Source organism: Pseudomonadota bacterium (assembly GCA_027624715.1).
Classification (GTDB): Bacteria; Pseudomonadota; Gammaproteobacteria; order Burkholderiales; family Eutrophovitaceae; genus Eutrophovita.
In genome coordinates this window covers 1-15,358 of record JAQBTV010000007.1, presented here as the reverse complement: position 1 = coordinate 15,358, position 15,358 = coordinate 1, and the positions used below count along the sequence as shown (strand labels likewise).

Annotated in this window: 17 protein-coding genes; 16 read left to right on the top strand and 1 reads right to left on the bottom strand. The window is 45.1% G+C overall.

The features are described from left to right. Positions 1-8 precede the first annotated feature (8 nt). The 4 genes from O3A65_05880 (at position 9) to O3A65_05865 (ending at position 4,904) form a co-directional block, all read left to right on the top strand. A complete protein-coding gene (locus O3A65_05880) occupies positions 9-650 on the top strand; it encodes a 50S ribosomal protein L25/general stress protein Ctc (GenBank protein MDA1331999.1) in 642 nt (213 codons plus the stop codon). An 83-nt stretch (positions 651-733) separates the two neighbouring features. Continuing rightward, positions 734-1,309: an aminoacyl-tRNA hydrolase gene (pth, locus tag O3A65_05875; GenBank protein MDA1331998.1), complete on the top strand. Its 576-nt coding sequence runs from the start codon at positions 734-736 to the stop codon at positions 1,307-1,309. A 31-nt stretch (positions 1,310-1,340) separates the two neighbouring features. Continuing rightward, positions 1,341-2,429, top strand: coding sequence for a redox-regulated ATPase YchF (ychF, locus tag O3A65_05870; protein MDA1331997.1), 1,089 nt, complete (start codon positions 1,341-1,343; stop codon positions 2,427-2,429). A gap of 12 nt (positions 2,430-2,441) precedes the next feature. Continuing rightward, on the top strand, positions 2,442-4,904 hold the full coding sequence (locus tag O3A65_05865) for a VCBS repeat-containing protein (protein ID MDA1331996.1): 2,463 nt from the start codon (positions 2,442-2,444) through the stop codon (positions 4,902-4,904). A 158-nt stretch (positions 4,905-5,062) separates the two neighbouring features. Here O3A65_05865 and O3A65_05860 read toward each other — a convergent pair whose 3' ends face one another. Then, the gene (locus tag O3A65_05860; protein MDA1331995.1) at positions 5,063-5,785 is read right to left on the bottom strand and encodes a methyltransferase; all 723 of its coding nucleotides are present in this window, start codon (positions 5,783-5,785) and stop codon (positions 5,063-5,065) included. A gap of 424 nt (positions 5,786-6,209) precedes the next feature. Between O3A65_05860 and O3A65_05855 the strand changes: the two genes are divergently transcribed. From O3A65_05855 to O3A65_05800, 12 genes are all read left to right on the top strand, one after another. Then, positions 6,210-6,935: a YebC/PmpR family DNA-binding transcriptional regulator gene (locus O3A65_05855; protein MDA1331994.1), complete on the top strand. Its 726-nt coding sequence runs from the start codon at positions 6,210-6,212 to the stop codon at positions 6,933-6,935. An 18-nt stretch (positions 6,936-6,953) separates the two neighbouring features. Beyond that, positions 6,954-7,478 carry a crossover junction endodeoxyribonuclease RuvC gene (gene ruvC, locus O3A65_05850; protein ID MDA1331993.1) on the top strand — a complete coding sequence of 175 codons (525 nt, stop codon included), beginning with the start codon at positions 6,954-6,956 and terminating at the stop codon, positions 7,476-7,478. 7 nt (positions 7,479-7,485) lie between these two features. Further along, positions 7,486-8,064 carry a Holliday junction branch migration protein RuvA gene (gene ruvA, locus O3A65_05845; protein ID MDA1331992.1) on the top strand — a complete coding sequence of 193 codons (579 nt, stop codon included), beginning with the start codon at positions 7,486-7,488 and terminating at the stop codon, positions 8,062-8,064. A 105-nt stretch (positions 8,065-8,169) separates the two neighbouring features. Further along, entirely contained in the window at positions 8,170-8,967 is a 798-nt protein-coding gene (locus O3A65_05840; GenBank protein ID MDA1331991.1) for a hypothetical protein, read from the top strand. Between the two features lie 4 nt (positions 8,968-8,971). Next, positions 8,972-10,012, top strand: coding sequence for a Holliday junction branch migration DNA helicase RuvB (ruvB, locus tag O3A65_05835; GenBank protein MDA1331990.1), 1,041 nt, complete (start codon positions 8,972-8,974; stop codon positions 10,010-10,012). 5 nt (positions 10,013-10,017) lie between these two features. Then, the gene (gene ybgC, locus O3A65_05830) at positions 10,018-10,416 is read left to right on the top strand and encodes a tol-pal system-associated acyl-CoA thioesterase (GenBank protein ID MDA1331989.1); all 399 of its coding nucleotides are present in this window, start codon (positions 10,018-10,020) and stop codon (positions 10,414-10,416) included. A 27-nt stretch (positions 10,417-10,443) separates the two neighbouring features. Next, on the top strand, positions 10,444-11,130 hold the full coding sequence (gene tolQ / locus O3A65_05825; GenBank protein MDA1331988.1) for a protein TolQ: 687 nt from the start codon (positions 10,444-10,446) through the stop codon (positions 11,128-11,130). Between the two features lie 35 nt (positions 11,131-11,165). Continuing rightward, a complete protein-coding gene (gene tolR / locus O3A65_05820; protein ID MDA1331987.1) occupies positions 11,166-11,579 on the top strand; it encodes a protein TolR in 414 nt (137 codons plus the stop codon). Next, the gene (gene tolA / locus O3A65_05815; GenBank protein MDA1331986.1) at positions 11,580-12,704 is read left to right on the top strand and encodes a cell envelope integrity protein TolA; all 1,125 of its coding nucleotides are present in this window, start codon (positions 11,580-11,582) and stop codon (positions 12,702-12,704) included. An 8-nt stretch (positions 12,705-12,712) separates the two neighbouring features. Continuing rightward, positions 12,713-14,029: a Tol-Pal system beta propeller repeat protein TolB gene (tolB, locus tag O3A65_05810; GenBank protein ID MDA1331985.1), complete on the top strand. Its 1,317-nt coding sequence runs from the start codon at positions 12,713-12,715 to the stop codon at positions 14,027-14,029. Between the two features lie 13 nt (positions 14,030-14,042). Next, on the top strand, positions 14,043-14,711 hold the full coding sequence (locus O3A65_05805; GenBank protein ID MDA1331984.1) for an OmpA family protein: 669 nt from the start codon (positions 14,043-14,045) through the stop codon (positions 14,709-14,711). A 57-nt stretch (positions 14,712-14,768) separates the two neighbouring features. Beyond that, a partial coding sequence (locus O3A65_05800) for a hypothetical protein (protein ID MDA1331983.1) occupies positions 14,769-15,358 on the top strand: 590 nt, incomplete at its 3' end.

Here is a 15,358-nt window from a genome sequence, read left to right as displayed (position 1 = left end):
ATATTAAAATGAAAATAAATGCTGAAGGTCGATCTGCGCAGGGAACGGGTGCGAGCCGCCGTCTCCGCAGAGCGGGTAAGGTCCCAGGTGTGGTCTATGGTGCTCAAGAAGGAGCCTATATGATCGAGCTCGACCACAAGGAAACCTTAATGCAATTGAAAAAAGAAGCATTTCACGCTTCGATCCTAGAGATGTCGTTAGGGGGCAAATCACAGAAAGTATTGCTTCGAGATTATCAAATGCACCCTTGGAAGATGGAGGTGTTGCATGTTGATTTTCAGCGCGTCTCAGCTAAAGAGAAGATCACTATGCGTGTGCGACTCCACTTCATCAATGAAGATAATGCGCCGAGCGTTAAGTTGGGTGGGGGCGTTGTGAATCACATAGAGTCTGACGTTGAAGTAACCTGTTTGCCAGGGGATTTGCCGGAGTTTATTGAGGTTGACTGCGGTGCGCTGGAGATTGGGGAGTCGATTCATTTGTCCCAGTTAATTTTTCCTTCAGGTGTCGAATCAGCACACCTTGGACGAGGTGGAGAGGATCTTGGATTGGTTGCAGTACAAAAACCCCGCGGTGGGCCTGGTGACGAAGAGAATGCCGAGTCAACGGAGCCTACAACTAAAGATAAAGTTGTGTCGAGCGAGACTTAAGTCTTATCGGCCGTACTTAAATAGCCGAGCACCATTGGATGCTCGGCTTTTTTTATAACTGAGATGACAGGTAAAATTTAAGTATGAAATTGCTCGTAGGATTAGGGAATCCAGGTGGCAAGTACGAAGCGACTCGACACAACGTCGGTTTTTGGTGGTGCAATGAATTGGCTATTCAGTTAGCGATCGTATTTGAACCACAGTCAAAATTTTTTGGAGATGTGTCGAGAATCAACATAAATGAAGGCGATGCTTGGGTGTTAAAACCGCATACCTTCATGAATGAGAGTGGCCGTGCAGTGCAATCGATGTGCAGTTTCTATGGTATTGAAGCGAGTGATATTTTGGTGATTCATGATGATCTTGATTTAGAACCGGGAGTCATCAAGCTCAAGCAATCTGGTGGACATGGCGGGCACAATGGAGTTCGGGACATTGGTCGTTATATCGGTCTTGATTTTTGGAGGTTAAGAATTGGTGTCGGGTATCCTGGGGATAAACGATTGGTGTCTGATTACGTGCTTCATGCACCTAAACAAAGTGAGGCAGTTTTAATTGATGAGGCGATACAGCGATCGCTGAAAATGAAGCAAGAGATTATGGCGGGATTGATGAGTCAGGTCATGTTAGTTTTGCATTCATCTAACGCAAAGTTGTAATTGAATAAGAGTTTATTGAGGAAATAAGGATATGAAGTGTGGAATTGTAGGGCTTCCAAATGTGGGGAAATCGACCCTATTTAATGCGCTGACAAAAGCAGCGATCTCAGCTGAGAACTATCCATTTTGTACTATTGAACCTAATATCGGTGTCGTGGAGGTTCCTGACCCGAGGCTATATAAACTATCGTCAATGGTTGTACCTGAAAAAACAGTGCCAGCACTTGTCGAGTTTGTAGATATTGCCGGGCTAGTCAAGGGGGCGTCTCAAGGAGAGGGTCTGGGCAATCAATTTCTGGCAAATATTCGAGAGACCGATGCGATCGCTCACGTTGTGCGGTGCTTTACGGATGACAACGTCGTTCACGTGGGTGGCAAGGTTGATCCGCTCTCTGATATCGAAGTCATTAACACTGAGCTTGCACTTGCGGATTTAGCATCCATTGAAAAACAGCTGTTTCGCTATAACAAGCTGGCTCGGTCCGGTAATGATAAGGAAGCGAAGCGTATCTTAGATGTGTTGGAAAAAGTTGATGCGGCCCTTAATCAAGGGATTCCGGCGCGTGCTGTAGATTTGTCCAAGGAAGAGCGCGATGCGCTGCACCCCTTCTTTCTGCTCACGATGAAGCCGGTTATGTATGTCGCCAATGTGAGTGAGGAGGGGTTCACACAAAACCCAATGCTAGATGCGGTAATAACGCTGTCTGAGAAGGAGGGGACTAATGCAGTCGCGATATCCGCTCAACTGGAGGCGCAATTGGTCGACCTTGATGACGATGAGAAAAAAATGTTCCTGGCTGATATTGGCATGGATGAGCCTGGGCTGAATCGGGTTATTAGAGTGGCTTATGAATTGCTGGGCTTACAAACATACTTTACGGCGGGTAAGAAAGAGGTTCGAGCATGGACGATCCGCCGAGGAAGTACGGCGCCGCAAGCAGCTGGGGTCATTCATACGGATTTTGAAAAAGGCTTTATTAGAGCTGAGGTTGTGGGTTATGACGATTTTGTTCAATATGGCGGCGAGAGCGCAGCTAAGGATGCTGGTAAAGTTAGATTAGAAGGTAAAGATTATGTATTGGCCGATGGGGATGTCATGCACTTTCGTTTCAACGTCTAAACAAAACATCGGATGCCGGCGAGTTTCTCCTTCATTATTTTCAAGGGAGATTTAACTTTTGCACGGAAAATTAGTTGGCTATACGCATTTACAGCACATATAAATAAAATTGCCTTAATAACTGTTCTGCTATCAGCATGTGGCGGGGGAGGAGGATCTAATGTTCGTCAAACTCCAAACACAGATGTAGACTTTGCTACACCCGTTAGGGTTGGTGCGTACAGTTTGTTTACATCGGGCAGTACCACTGCTCCAGTACAAGACATATTTGTACAAGACCTTAACAACGATAACAAAGAGGAAGTAGTTATTTCTGGACGTATGAGTCAGAGTGCAACTGAACTTACGAATGCCGCAAACCAAGATGCTAAGAACGCCGCTTGGCAGAACAGTCAGATAAGCATATTTGGCTGGAATGCCAGTAACCAACTTGAAAATCAAACTAGCTCATGGTTCTCAGGGACCGACAATCGCATTATTGGCACTGAGCCTAGTGTTAAGTTTGGCGACTTCAATGGTGATGATAATGTTGATATGGTCGTCGGTCACAGTACGGACATGAATTTTCTTGGGGAAACAATTGTATACACCAACGCAGGCACAAGCAGTTTTAGTAGACAGGACTACAACACCAATTATTGGACTCATGATGTTACGGTACATGATATAAATGGTGATGGATTTGATGATGTTGTACTAGGTGGATACGGTAATACAGTAGTGCTCAAAGGCGATGTGAGTGGCACGCTCAATAAAATCACCACTGACCACTCTGGTATGAGTGGATTAGCCGCAGGTGATTTTTTAGGCAACGGCACAGTTACATTTGTTTTTGTTGATAGCGGAGGAGGTGACGCTGCGTCGGACACGCATCTTTATAGTTTTACACAAACTGGTGTAACTACTGGTACTTTCACCAAACTTGCAGTGTTACCCGATCCTATTTTTGATACTCCCGCTAAAGCGCCATTGTTTGATGACTCAGATGAACACAGTCATGACATTAGGGCATTACCATTTGACTTTAACAACGACAACAGTCTTGACGTTGTTATCATCGGTGTGAGTACAGCACCACTAGATGGAAGGAACAGAACTGAAATACAGTTTTTAAAGAATAATGGATCAGGCACCTTCACTGATGTAACAGCTACCGTGCGTGTAGGATGGGACGAATTTGTAAATGGTGACTATAACCCACAACTGAGAGATATAAATGATGATGGTTTAGTAGATATCCTATTAAGCTCGCAAAACTCGAATAGTAAAGAATCTACTAGAGTATTGTTGCAAACCATAGAAGGAAAGTACGTACAGAGTTTCACTGACGTATTTGAAGGTTTTGTTACAGACTCGCGTGCAAATGAATCTAACAAGACAGATGGTTTAAACACTGTGAGATTCTTAACTGGTCCAAACGGAGATAAGTTTCTCGTAACGGCCGTGACGCTCAATGATGGTAGTAATGCTGTGTACACCTCTAAACTAGGTGACTTAGGTGGCGCTAGTGCTCAGGCCAGTATTGCCCTAATACAGCAGGTATGGCCCTATGTCACTGATGACGTAGCCGCACAGATACTGGCAAGTACAGCATTCACGAACTTTGAAGGGTTTGACCCCAGCGTATATGGTGCAGGTGTTATTGACTTGGAAAAGGCGTTGTTGCCAATTGGTGAGTTACGGATGCCAGTAGATGGAAGGTCCGGTACAGTAGCGATCAGCGGTGAGATAAATGGGTTTAATCTTAGTATCTTCAATAACGTTATGGCTGTTGATAGCCTAGGCAGAATGTTCGTTGTTAACATCAACAGTATGCATACTCCCGATATACAGAACCACTGGTATGACGCAGAATTAACAGAGAATGCTACTAGGATGGACTATAGTTTTGATCATGTAGTTAGTGACGGACAATTCAACTATAGCCCGTCAGACGAATCTGGCAACTTTACAACAGGAATGCGTAATATAAAACTTGCTAAAGATTGGTACTTTCAAGGGCAGTACACACAATTAGCACATCGTAATCCTTGGTTTCATATGTCAGGCATGTGGGGCACAATTAATAGTTCGCAGACTATAGAAACTGTAGTAACGCACGTTAACGATAGTTTTATGTTCCACGTAGGGAACATGCACACAATTACTGATTTTAACCAAGGTTTAGTTACTGCTGTGGCGCCCATAGATAGTATCTGGGGCGAAATCAGTTGGAAAGATGCAGGCTTAAGGCTGGCAGTGGGCAGTATGCCTTATGTAATTAAAGGTGGTATAGATGTACGTATACCTAGCACAATTGATCAACAGGGTGTTGTACGCTACGATACATTTGAATTTGACATAGAGAATGAGTTTGCTGCCTATTCAAGTGTACACTTCGCAAAAACCGCTAATGCTACTACCTTCAGCGTGAGCGGTTACAGTAACACGCTAGGATTTTATCAAACAGAAGTAGAAGTAAATTTTGCATTTTAGCCGAGCATGATCCCTTCGCCAATGCGTCATGGGCAGGCATGGCCGAACGGCTTGGGCTAATGAATCGGCGGCTGACTGGCTTGGGCCTTGATCCGATTGATGACCTGGGGATGGTTGAATCTGTTTCGCAAAAACAGAAAGTCGGCGCTACAGTAAGATCAATCCTCCACACATAAAAATGCTTGACCACTGTACATATAGGAAAACCACGGCTCAAATTTATAACGACTCGTTAAACAGAATTCGCGAAAAGCTCGACGCTCTCCCTTACGGTTATCTGCATTGAATGCGTTGTAATCATCAAACATTACTACTGACCCCACCTGTAGATAAGGTTCGGAAATGGTCAGCGCATCAAGTGCAGACTCATAAAGATCGGAATCCACGTTCAAAATAGCAATCTTCCTTAGATCTCTTGTTAGGGCTTTCTTGCTTGCTGAAAAAAGCCCTTGATACAATGAATATTGCTCACTAGACATACCCGCTCTATTGCAGCGGGATTCCACTTTAGCAAGGGAGGATACAAAGGTTTTTCCGGCAAAAGTAGCGTTACCTTCGTTGTTCTCGGGCATTCCTTCAAAGGTGTCGAGCCCTCTAAAAAAGGCATGGTGGTCAATGTAATTGGAGGCCACTTCGCGACGCCACAACTCCTCACTTTGCAATTGACCAACAGTCCAATTACGAAACAACTGGTATTGCTCATAGCTCTCTACGAAGCTTGCCCCGAGATAGACCCCAAACTCCACATAGTCTCCCACCATGTGGTTAGTGAATACATGGCCCCAAGCTCGGTGAAGAGCTCCAGCACGATCATTGCGATGGAGGGGGCCGCGGATAATTCCTGATTTATCGAGTAAACTTTTTATAATGTGTTTGAGCATGTCGGACGGATGTTTAGGAAAGACTTGGTGACAGTTTACAATGTAGTAACCGAATTAACCACCTCAAGAAGCCGGTTCTCAACACGCTGCGTAAGATGAATGTCGACACCATCGAGGAATGCTCGGAGTGCCCAATTCGGTTGATTTGTGCGGGTAGATGCCGAGCAAGGTACTATTACGAGAGCGGCAGCATCGAGACTGTTGTTGAGTTTTTTGAGTACGAGAAGGTGGCATTCACTAGCGGGACAGCGGTAACCCAAACGAAAAATCAAAATCGGGTATGAAATCGGGTATGAAATGAATACAGAAAATTCAATACCTAGCATTGGCAAGGCTTGCGGTGATCAATTGCGCTTCAACGTGTTAATGGGATGAAGAAAGGTCAGTTTGTGGGACATAAAACAGTCGGGAGTGGTAGGTAGTTATGGCCGGACACAGCAAATGGGCGAACATCAAGCACCGGAAGGCGGCGGCTGATGCGAAGCGAGGAAAAGTATTCACTCGACTGATTAAGGAAATTACGGTTGCGGCTCGTCTGGCTGGCGCCGATCCTGCTTCAAACCCTAGATTACGTCTGGCAGTAGATAAAGCGCTTGATGCGAACATGACCAAAGACACCATTGATCGGGCCATTAAAAAGGGCTCGGGCGGGCTTGAGGGGGTCAATTACGAAGAAGCGCGGTATGAGGGGTACGGTATTGGTGGTGCCGCTGTGATGGTCGACTGTCTTACCGATAACACTAAAAGAACGGTTGCTGATGTGCGGCATGCCTTTTCTAAACATGGTGGTAACTTAGGTACGGATGGTTCTGTTGCTTTTCTCTTTAAATATTGCGCACAGTTTGTGTTCGCACCGGGAGCTGACGAGGAATTGATTATGGAGGTGGGTTTGTCCGGAGGTGCTGAGGATGTCATCTCCGACGCGGACGACAGTGTTGAAGTTATAGCGAGCCCTAATGATTTTGAGACGCTCAAGAGTATGTTTGCAGAATCCGGGTTAGAGCCAGAGCTTGCGGAAGTGACCTATAAACCAACCACTTTAAATGCGCTCGAGGGTGAAGAGGCTGAGAAAATGCAAAAACTTTTGGATGCTTTAGAGGCGCTTGATGATGTACAAGACGTTTATACGACAGCAGACTATGACATGTAATCGTCTGTTCAACCGGGTGTGTCTAAGCTCTTGAGAATTTTAGGTATTGACCCTGGGCTGAGGGTTACTGGTTTCGGTGTCATTGAAGTGAATCAGCAGTCATTGACCTATGTGACCAGTGGTTGTATCAAAACGGCAGGTGAAGGACTACCTGATCGATTGAAGGAGATTTTAAGTGGCCTCATCGAGATTATTGAAACTCACGATCCGACAATTGCAGTCATTGAGAAGGTCTTTGTGAACGTGAATCCTCAGTCAACATTATTGTTGGGCCAAGCTCGCGGAGCGGCCATTTCTGCAGCGGTTCTGAAAGATTTGTCGGTGGCAGAGTTCACTGCTTTACAGGTTAAAAAATTTATTGTCGGTAATGGGCATGCGGATAAATCTCAGGTTCAGGAAATGGTAAGGCGGTTGTTGAATCTTCCAAGCGCACCCGCAACAGATGCAGCTGATGCGTTGGCTTGTGCAATTTGTTACGCGCACTCAGAGCGCGTTACAAGTAGAATCCAGCAATTAAAATCAAGTCAGTCACGCATCGAGTAGCGAGATTATGATCAGTCGAATTTGTGGAGTTTTAATAGAAAAATTACCACCTACATTGGTGGTTGAGGTCGGCGGTATTGCTTATGAAATAGAAGCGCCAATGAGTACCATTTACGATTTGCCTGAGATTGGACAGCAAGTTACGTTATATACGCACCTTCTTGTGCGAGAAGATGCTCATTTACTCTATGGATTTGGCAAGCCAGGAGAGAAAACAGCTTTTAAGCAACTGCTTAAAGTCAATGGTATTGGTGCGAAGATTGCATTAGCTATTCTCTCAGCCTTAACTTTGAATGAGCTTCTATCTCTAGTGGCATCTGAAGATGTGGCTCGGTTAACGAAAGTCCCTGGGATCGGTAGAAAGACAGCTGAGCGTTTGATATTGGAGTTGCGCGATAAGCTGTCTAAACCTGACGGCTCAGTTATGAGCGCCTCTAAGCCCAGTCTTGTCGATGATGCCGTCAGCGCTTTGGTATCACTGGGGTACAGTGAGCGTGATGCTCGAGCCTCCGTATTGAAAGTTAAGGAGGGTTTAACACTCCCAGAGCTGATTCGCCAAACGCTACAGCTCATATCATCAAATTAATATCCTGATTCGGCTCCAATCTTAAAAATAAAATAGCTGATCTGAATGATCTTTGGTGTCATCAGATATAATCAGAGCATGGTTATCACCGAGATATTAAAGAGAATGAAAGATCGGTCAAGTTTGATTGGGCAAGGAACTCGGGCCGTTTTAACGCCACTGTTGTTTTTCGTTTTTTTTCTTGTGATTGCCCCTCTACCAGCTCAGGCAGGCAAGGATGGCACACAAGAGCTGTGGTCAATACACCATTTGGATTCTGCGTCGGCGATCAGTACTTATTTTCTAAAGCAGGAAACGCATCTTTCAGTAAGGGATTTTTTATTTCAAGTGGGCCGAGATAGGGACCTAGGGCCCGGATGGAATCGGGAAAACCCTTGGTGGAGACAGGCCGAAGAAGCTTTAATTGAAACAATTGAATCGAGTATGATTGACAGTTATAGCTCCTATGAGTGGATGCTGCCTGAATGGGAGCGCATGGTTCAAGAGAAATTTGACGACGTAGAAGTGAGTCAATTGATCGCGCATTTCAAAACGAATATTGGGGGTAAGCAGGCGTCCCTGATTGATCACATCGTTGCTCGACAGGTGATGATGAGCTTAACGTTCTCTGGCAAGTTGAAATCCCCTTTAAAGCAGCTAGAAGGTGATCTAGAGTCATTTCAAGAAATTTACCATCGTGAGCAGAGAGAAGGGCAATTTGTGACTACAGATCTAGATGGTGCAGATGCCCAAGCATTCGCGTTATCGCACTTGGGAAAGAAATATTTCACAACACTGATCATTGGCCTGACGGGCCGTATTAATGAGCGTTTGAATTACTTGGCGGCAAGGGCAGATATACTGACCATAGAGCATGCTCAGCTTATTGACCCGTATATCACTGGTTTTGTGCGCGATAACTGATTCTATGATTGAAACGGACCGACTGGTTTCCTCTGCATCTTCGCCGATTACCCCAGAGGATCGCGTGGAGAGAGCGCTACGCCCGAGTCGGTTTGACGAGTATGTCGGCCAAGAAAAAATCCGTGGTCAATTAAGTGTGTTTATTCAAGCAGCGATAGGCCGCAAGGAACCTCTGGACCACGTTTTACTTTTTGGCCCTCCGGGCCTGGGTAAAACTACATTGGCGCACATTATTGGCCGCGAAATGGGAGTTAACATCAGGCAGACTTCCGGTCCTGTGATTGAAAAAGCTGGAGATCTGGCGGCGTTACTAACGAATTTAGAATCTAATGACGTCTTGTTTATTGATGAGATACATCGGTTGTCACCAGCGGTCGAAGAGATACTCTACCCTGCATTAGAAGACTACCAGCTGGATATCATGATTGGCGAAGGTCCGGCTGCGCGCTCAGTGAAGCTTGATCTCCCGCCTTTTACGTTAATTGGAGCCACCACCCGGGCTGGTATGTTGACTAATCCTTTACGTGATCGATTCGGAATTGTGTCCAGACTAGAGTTTTATACGCCTGACGAACTCACTGAGATTATAAAAAGATCTGCAAAGCTTTTAAATACGAGCATTGATGGAGATGGTGCACGAGAAATAGCGTCCAGATCACGCGGAACCCCACGCATTGCAAACCGTTTATTACGACGTGTTCGGGATTTTGCGGATGTTAAATTTCAAGGTAAAATTGATCAAACTGTCGCTGATGAGGCTCTAAGGATCTTGGATGTTGATGGTCGAGGTCTTGACGTCATGGATCGGAAGCTGCTAGAGGCGATCATTTATCGTTTCGCTGGAGGTCCCGTTGGTGTCGATAATCTTGCTGCAGCGATCGGAGAGTCTCGCGATACCATTGAAGATGTTATCGAACCGTTTTTGATTCAAGAAGGTTATATTCAAAGAACCCCAAGGGGACGATTGGCGACACCTCGAGCTTTTAGCCATTTTGGCTTGGAAACGAGCGTGGTTGGTGAGCAAGATTTGTTTAAGGAGCTTTAGAGATTATTTTCTCTTTAACAACACGTATTTATTATCAAGATACAGATGCGGTTGGCGTAGTTTATCATTCGCGGTATCTTGATTTCTTCGAGCGTGCTCGGGCTGATTGGCTACGGTATCTTGGCTACGAATCCTCGCGATTAGTCCAGGATTATGGTGTGGTATTGGTCGTTCGCAAGGTGACATTGAGCTACCATCAGCCTGCTCGTTTAGATGATGAGGTTGAAGTGTCTGTAGATGAGGTGGAGGTTAAGCGTGCCCAAATCACATTAAAGCAGGCTGTTCGTAGAACAGGATTGATGCTGGCGGATGCGAATGTTAATTTGGCATCGATTAGCGTGAAAAGTTTTTCACCTGTTAGGTTTCCAGAACCGCTTATGGAAACATTGCAACATTATGTTTAATTCTCTTTTTTAAACGAAAGGTCTTTCATGCCTGTGACCGTATCGGAGAATATGTCTTTTTTCTCGCTGATCGCTGACGCGAGTTTTTTGGTTCAGTTGGTAATGATCGTGCTTCTTGGAATGTCGCTGGTTTCTTGGTGGTATATCTTTTTAAAGCGCGGGGTCTTCAAAGATGCTTTTCGTAGTGCTAACGCCTTTCAGAGTTATTTTGCCTCGGTGGATGACCCGAAAAGTCTTTATCAGCATGTGCGGGCGAGTAAGTCACGAGGAGCGCTTGATAGAATTTTTGAGTCGGCTTTGCGGGAATTTACAAAGTTACAACAGCAATCAGGAATGTCTTTGCCGACACTCATGGATGGCACCAGAAGGGCTATGAATGCGCAGTATCAAAGAGAATTGGACCAATTAGAAATGCATCTATCATTTTTAGCAACGACTGGATCAGTGAGTCCGTATGTTGGTCTTTTTGGAACAGTTTGGGGGATTATGAACGCGTTCCGAGGGCTTGCAAATGTAGGACAGGCAACGCTCGCGCAAGTAGCTCCAGGGATTGCCGAGGCGCTGGTGGCTACGGCTATGGGCCTATTTGCAGCAATACCGGCTGTTCTAGCTTATAACCAATATGTCAGGGATGTTGAGCGTTTAACGGCTCGATATGAAAGCGGGATGGACGAAATATCCAATCTGTTACAACGGTCAGTAACGGTGAATTAGCGAACGCTCAGTCCTTACAATTATTGGGGGATGTGATGGTGAAAAGACAGCGCAAATTGATGAATCAGATGAATGTCGTACCGTATATCGATGTGATGTTGGTATTGCTTGTAATATTCATGGTGACTGCTCCTATGTTGAATCCTGGCGTGGTTGAATTACCCACTGTCGGTAAGTCCTCTCAAGTTCCTATAAGGCCGCTCGAGGTGATCATCAAAGCCAGTGGTGACTACGCTTATATCGATCGAGAGAAATCAAAGGCAACGAGAGTGATTGGTTGGAGTGAGCTTTTGGCGATTGTGACTAAAAAGCAAGAGTTTAATCCGAAGCAACCTATCCTGATTTCAGCAGATAAAAGCGTACGATATGAACGGGTTATGGACATGATGGACGTGTTGCAAAAAATGAATGTTGAGCGTATTGGCCTGATGGTAACACCGAAGGAATAAATGGTTCGTGGGATAAAAAACTCTCGAATTAAGTCGGGTTTTCTGTCCGTTCTAGTGCACGCGGTTTTATTTTTGTTTTTATTCATTAGTTTGGATTGGAACCGTCGGGATCCAGAGCCGGTAATGGCAGAGCTGTGGTTACCAGACCTGAAGGCAGAGGTTAATGCGCCGCAGGAGGCTGCTAAAACTCAACTCGACCCTGAAACAGAACCAGAGCCTAAACCAGAGCCTAAACCAGAGCCTAAACCAGAGCCTAAACCAGAGCCTAAACCAGAGCCTAAACCAGAAGTTGGTCCGTCTCCAAGGGATATTGCGTTAGAAAAAAAGCGAGTCGAAAAACGTAAGCAGGAGGAAGATAAGCAGCGTGAAGAGAAAGACCTTAAGCGCCAGTTAGAAGAAAGAGAGCGCAAGCAACAGTTAGAAAAAAGAGAGCGTAAGCAACAGAGAGAAGAAATGGAGCGCAAGCGGGAAGAAGAAAAGCAGCTAAAAGAGAAAGAGCTCAAGCGTCAGTTGCAAGAAAAAGAGAGTAAGCAGGAGGTAGCAGATGAGGAGCGTGAGCGTAAGGTGGTAGAACAGAATCGTAAGGTGGAAGAAGACAAGAAGCTTAAAGACAAAGAACGTGAGCGTAAGTTAGCAGAACAGAACCGTAAGGTAGAAGAAGACAAGCAGCGTGAAGAGAAAGACCTTAAGCGCCAGTTAGAAGAAAGGGAGCGCAGGGTAGAAGAAGTACAAAAGTTGCAAGCAACTCTTGATAAAAATAAGCAAGATCAAGACTTACAAAGGCAGCAGGGGATTGAGGAATTGAATAAGCAAAAAGCGGATGCGGCCGTTGCGGAAGCGACAATGCAAGATGAGCTGAATAAATATCGCAATGCAATCGTAAAGAAGGTGCGCGAGAACTGGAATTTCGAGCCCAGGGGTAGCTTGCGGGTGATTTATCAATTACGCTTAAGTGAGGCGGGAGACGTTGTTGTCATCCAGTTGGTTAAAACCAGTGGCGATGCTGCCTATGATGAATCAGTTAAAAAGGCCATTCAAATTGCTTCACCATTACCGGTGCCGAAAGATCAATCATTCTTCCAAAAGACATTCGGGACTGGAGTGAGTATTATTTTTATATTTTAGGGGGGTGGATGTTTTCTATTTTTCGCATGATTAAGAAATTTGTTGGCATTATTTTTTTCGCTATCGTTATGTCGTATGGCGTTGTATCAGCTCAGGTAGAAATCGAGATCATTGCGAGTGAGGGCAAGAAAATACCGATAACGGTTTTACCTTTTGAGGGCGAAGGGGATCAAGCCAAACGTATTTCTGAGATTATCTTGTCGGATTTAACTAAGACAGGAATCTTCGCGATACAAAGTGTTGATAGCAGTTGGAGTCGTTTGAAATTAGACGATGATGCGGACTATACGAACTGGGCTTCACGGGCAGTACAAAATCTGGTGGTCGGAAATTTTGTCAAGCTCGATGATGGACGCCTGCAGGCTGCCTTTTGGTTGTACGATATTCCCGGCCAGGCTATGTCAGTTGGTTATCAGATCAAAGATGACCCAAAGCAGCTTCATCAAATGGCTCACCACTTTGCTGATCTTATTTATGAAAAATTAACGGGAGATAGAGGGATCTTCAGTACAAAGATTGCATATGTGGTCAAGAAAAAAGATCAATCAGTTCTGGTTGTAGCAGATTTCGATGGGGATAATCCGAATGAAATTTTCGTCTCAAAAGAGCCAATTCTGTCACCGCGTTGGGCGCCGGATGGTGGCAGGATAGCCTTCGTTTCTTTCCTTGAGAGAAAGGCTGCAGTTTACATTGTGCCAGTTAATTACAAAAAGAAACTCGCTAACGGTAAGCCAAGGGTACTCGGCCCATTTCTAGGATCAAATTCCGCACCAGCGTGGTCTCCGGATGGACAATCTATGGCGATGGCAATAGCCAAGGATGGGGGGTCGCATATTTTTGTGGTCTCGCTTAAAGATCAAAGTTTGGTTCAAATTACGAATAGTCGATCTATCAACACCGAGCCCAGCTTTTCAAGCGATGGTAAAAGTTTAGTGTTCACTTCAGACCGAACAAATCGGCCGCAGGTGTACCGGGTTCCTGTGAGCGGTGGAACAGAGAAACCACTTACAGATGGTCGGTACAATGCGTCAGCGCAATTTAGCCATGATGACAGTTTTATCGCTTTGATTAATTCTGACGAAGGAAAATTTAATGTTGGAGTGCGAGACATGAAGTCGGGTGTGCTGCAGATTTTGACTGATGGCTCTCGCGATCAGTCGCCGAGTATCGCTCCTAATGGTAAAATTATTGTTTATGCTTCTGAAGCAGAGGGGCGTGGTATATTACGATTTGTCTCTAAGAACGGGCGAGTGAAGTTCCGTTACGTTGACCCAAGGGGGGATGATCTTCGAGAGCCCTCGTGGGGGCCTTCAATCACAAATTAATTCAGGATATTTTATGACCATGAAATTCTTGTTGCTAGCTGGGTTGGTCACTGCACTGGTTGGGTGCTCGAGTAAAACAAAAACGAATGCTGAAATTGAGCAAATTGATTTGTTTGACCAATCAAATAGACGTTCGTTTGAGCAAACTGCTCAGTCGACCGATGGTTTGGATGCGGTTTCAGAAGCCGAATTACAGGCCCAACAAGATGAATTAAAACGAGAGTTTGAGCGTGAGGAGCAAAGGCTTCAAAATGAGCGGACAAAACTGGATGAGCAAAACGCTTTAAGTCAGGACGCGTTACAGCGTCAGGCTGAGATTAAGAGGGAGCTCTCACAAAATGACTCATTACTTTCGCAAAGAAGTATTTATTATGACTTTGATAGTTCGGTAATTAAGGACAAGTATCAGCCGGTTATTGAGGCACATGGGACTTTTCTTAAGAAGTATCCTTCATTGAGAATCCGCATTGAGGGAAATTGTGATGATCGCGGTAGCCGAGAATATAATCTGGCACTTGGGCAAAGTCGTGCGGAACAATTGAAGCAAGCGCTCGTATACTTAGGCGCGCGTGCGGAGCAAATTGACGTCGCCAGTTATGGTGCGGAACGGCCTTTGGCAGTTGGTATTGATGATGAGAGTCGATCCAAAAATAGACGAAGTGATATAGTTTATCTCGATTAGCTCAAAGGCTAGGCGGTTCGTTAATCGCGCTTAACTTTTACTCTAATGACTTTAATTGTGAGTAATTTAAATATTGTGCGACTGTTGGTTTTGGCCTTCCTTTGGTTATGGTCTTGTTGTGTGCCTTTTGCTTTAGGACAGGAACGGCCTGAGGCTCCCCTTGAGTCAGAGCGCGAGACAGCAGTGACTGACTTTTATCAACGCCAAAAGATGGATGAAGATCTCAGAGCGCTGAGAGGCGACCTTGAGCAGATTAAGAGGAGATTGACAAATCTAGACGATGCCCAACAGTTGATTCAGGAATTGGCGCTGAAGGTATCTACAATTCAGGGGCAAATACAAAAGGGCGACAGCTCTCTGATAACTTTAAATGAGGCATTCGAAGGTTTTAAGGGTGATATCAATCAACTCGCGTCTAAAGTTGATTTGCTTGATAGCGACATTCGTCGAAATTTAGAGGTCTTGGTAGAAGGCCTTTCTCCTCCGTTAGCAGAGGGTGATCAACCGCCTCGTGCGACTAAAGATATCAAGCCATTGGAAATTTCTATCGACAGTGCTCCTCCTCCTCTGAGCGACGAAAATGATGTAAAGGCTTTCTATGACTACGCGAAAAACAAGTTATTCGATAAAGGCAGTTATAAAGAAGC

Coding starts and splice junctions, on each gene's coding strand:
- O3A65_05880 (MDA1331999.1), top strand. CDS start 9: ATGAAAATAAATGCTGAAGGTCGATCTGCGCAGGGAACGGGTGCGAGC.
- pth (MDA1331998.1), top strand. CDS start 734: ATGAAATTGCTCGTAGGATTAGGGAATCCAGGTGGCAAGTACGAAGCG.
- ychF (MDA1331997.1), top strand. CDS start 1,341: ATGAAGTGTGGAATTGTAGGGCTTCCAAATGTGGGGAAATCGACCCTA.
- O3A65_05865 (MDA1331996.1), top strand. CDS start 2,442: ATGCCGGCGAGTTTCTCCTTCATTATTTTCAAGGGAGATTTAACTTTT.
- O3A65_05860 (MDA1331995.1), bottom strand. CDS start 5,785: ATGCTCAAACACATTATAAAAAGTTTACTCGATAAATCAGGAATTATC.
- O3A65_05855 (MDA1331994.1), top strand. CDS start 6,210: ATGGCCGGACACAGCAAATGGGCGAACATCAAGCACCGGAAGGCGGCG.
- ruvA (MDA1331992.1), top strand. CDS start 7,486: ATGATCAGTCGAATTTGTGGAGTTTTAATAGAAAAATTACCACCTACA.
- O3A65_05840 (MDA1331991.1), top strand. CDS start 8,170: ATGAAAGATCGGTCAAGTTTGATTGGGCAAGGAACTCGGGCCGTTTTA.
- ruvB (MDA1331990.1), top strand. CDS start 8,972: ATGATTGAAACGGACCGACTGGTTTCCTCTGCATCTTCGCCGATTACC.
- tolQ (MDA1331988.1), top strand. CDS start 10,444: ATGCCTGTGACCGTATCGGAGAATATGTCTTTTTTCTCGCTGATCGCT.
- tolR (MDA1331987.1), top strand. CDS start 11,166: ATGGTGAAAAGACAGCGCAAATTGATGAATCAGATGAATGTCGTACCG.
- tolA (MDA1331986.1), top strand. CDS start 11,580: ATGGTTCGTGGGATAAAAAACTCTCGAATTAAGTCGGGTTTTCTGTCC.
- tolB (MDA1331985.1), top strand. CDS start 12,713: ATGTTTTCTATTTTTCGCATGATTAAGAAATTTGTTGGCATTATTTTT.
- O3A65_05805 (MDA1331984.1), top strand. CDS start 14,043: ATGACCATGAAATTCTTGTTGCTAGCTGGGTTGGTCACTGCACTGGTT.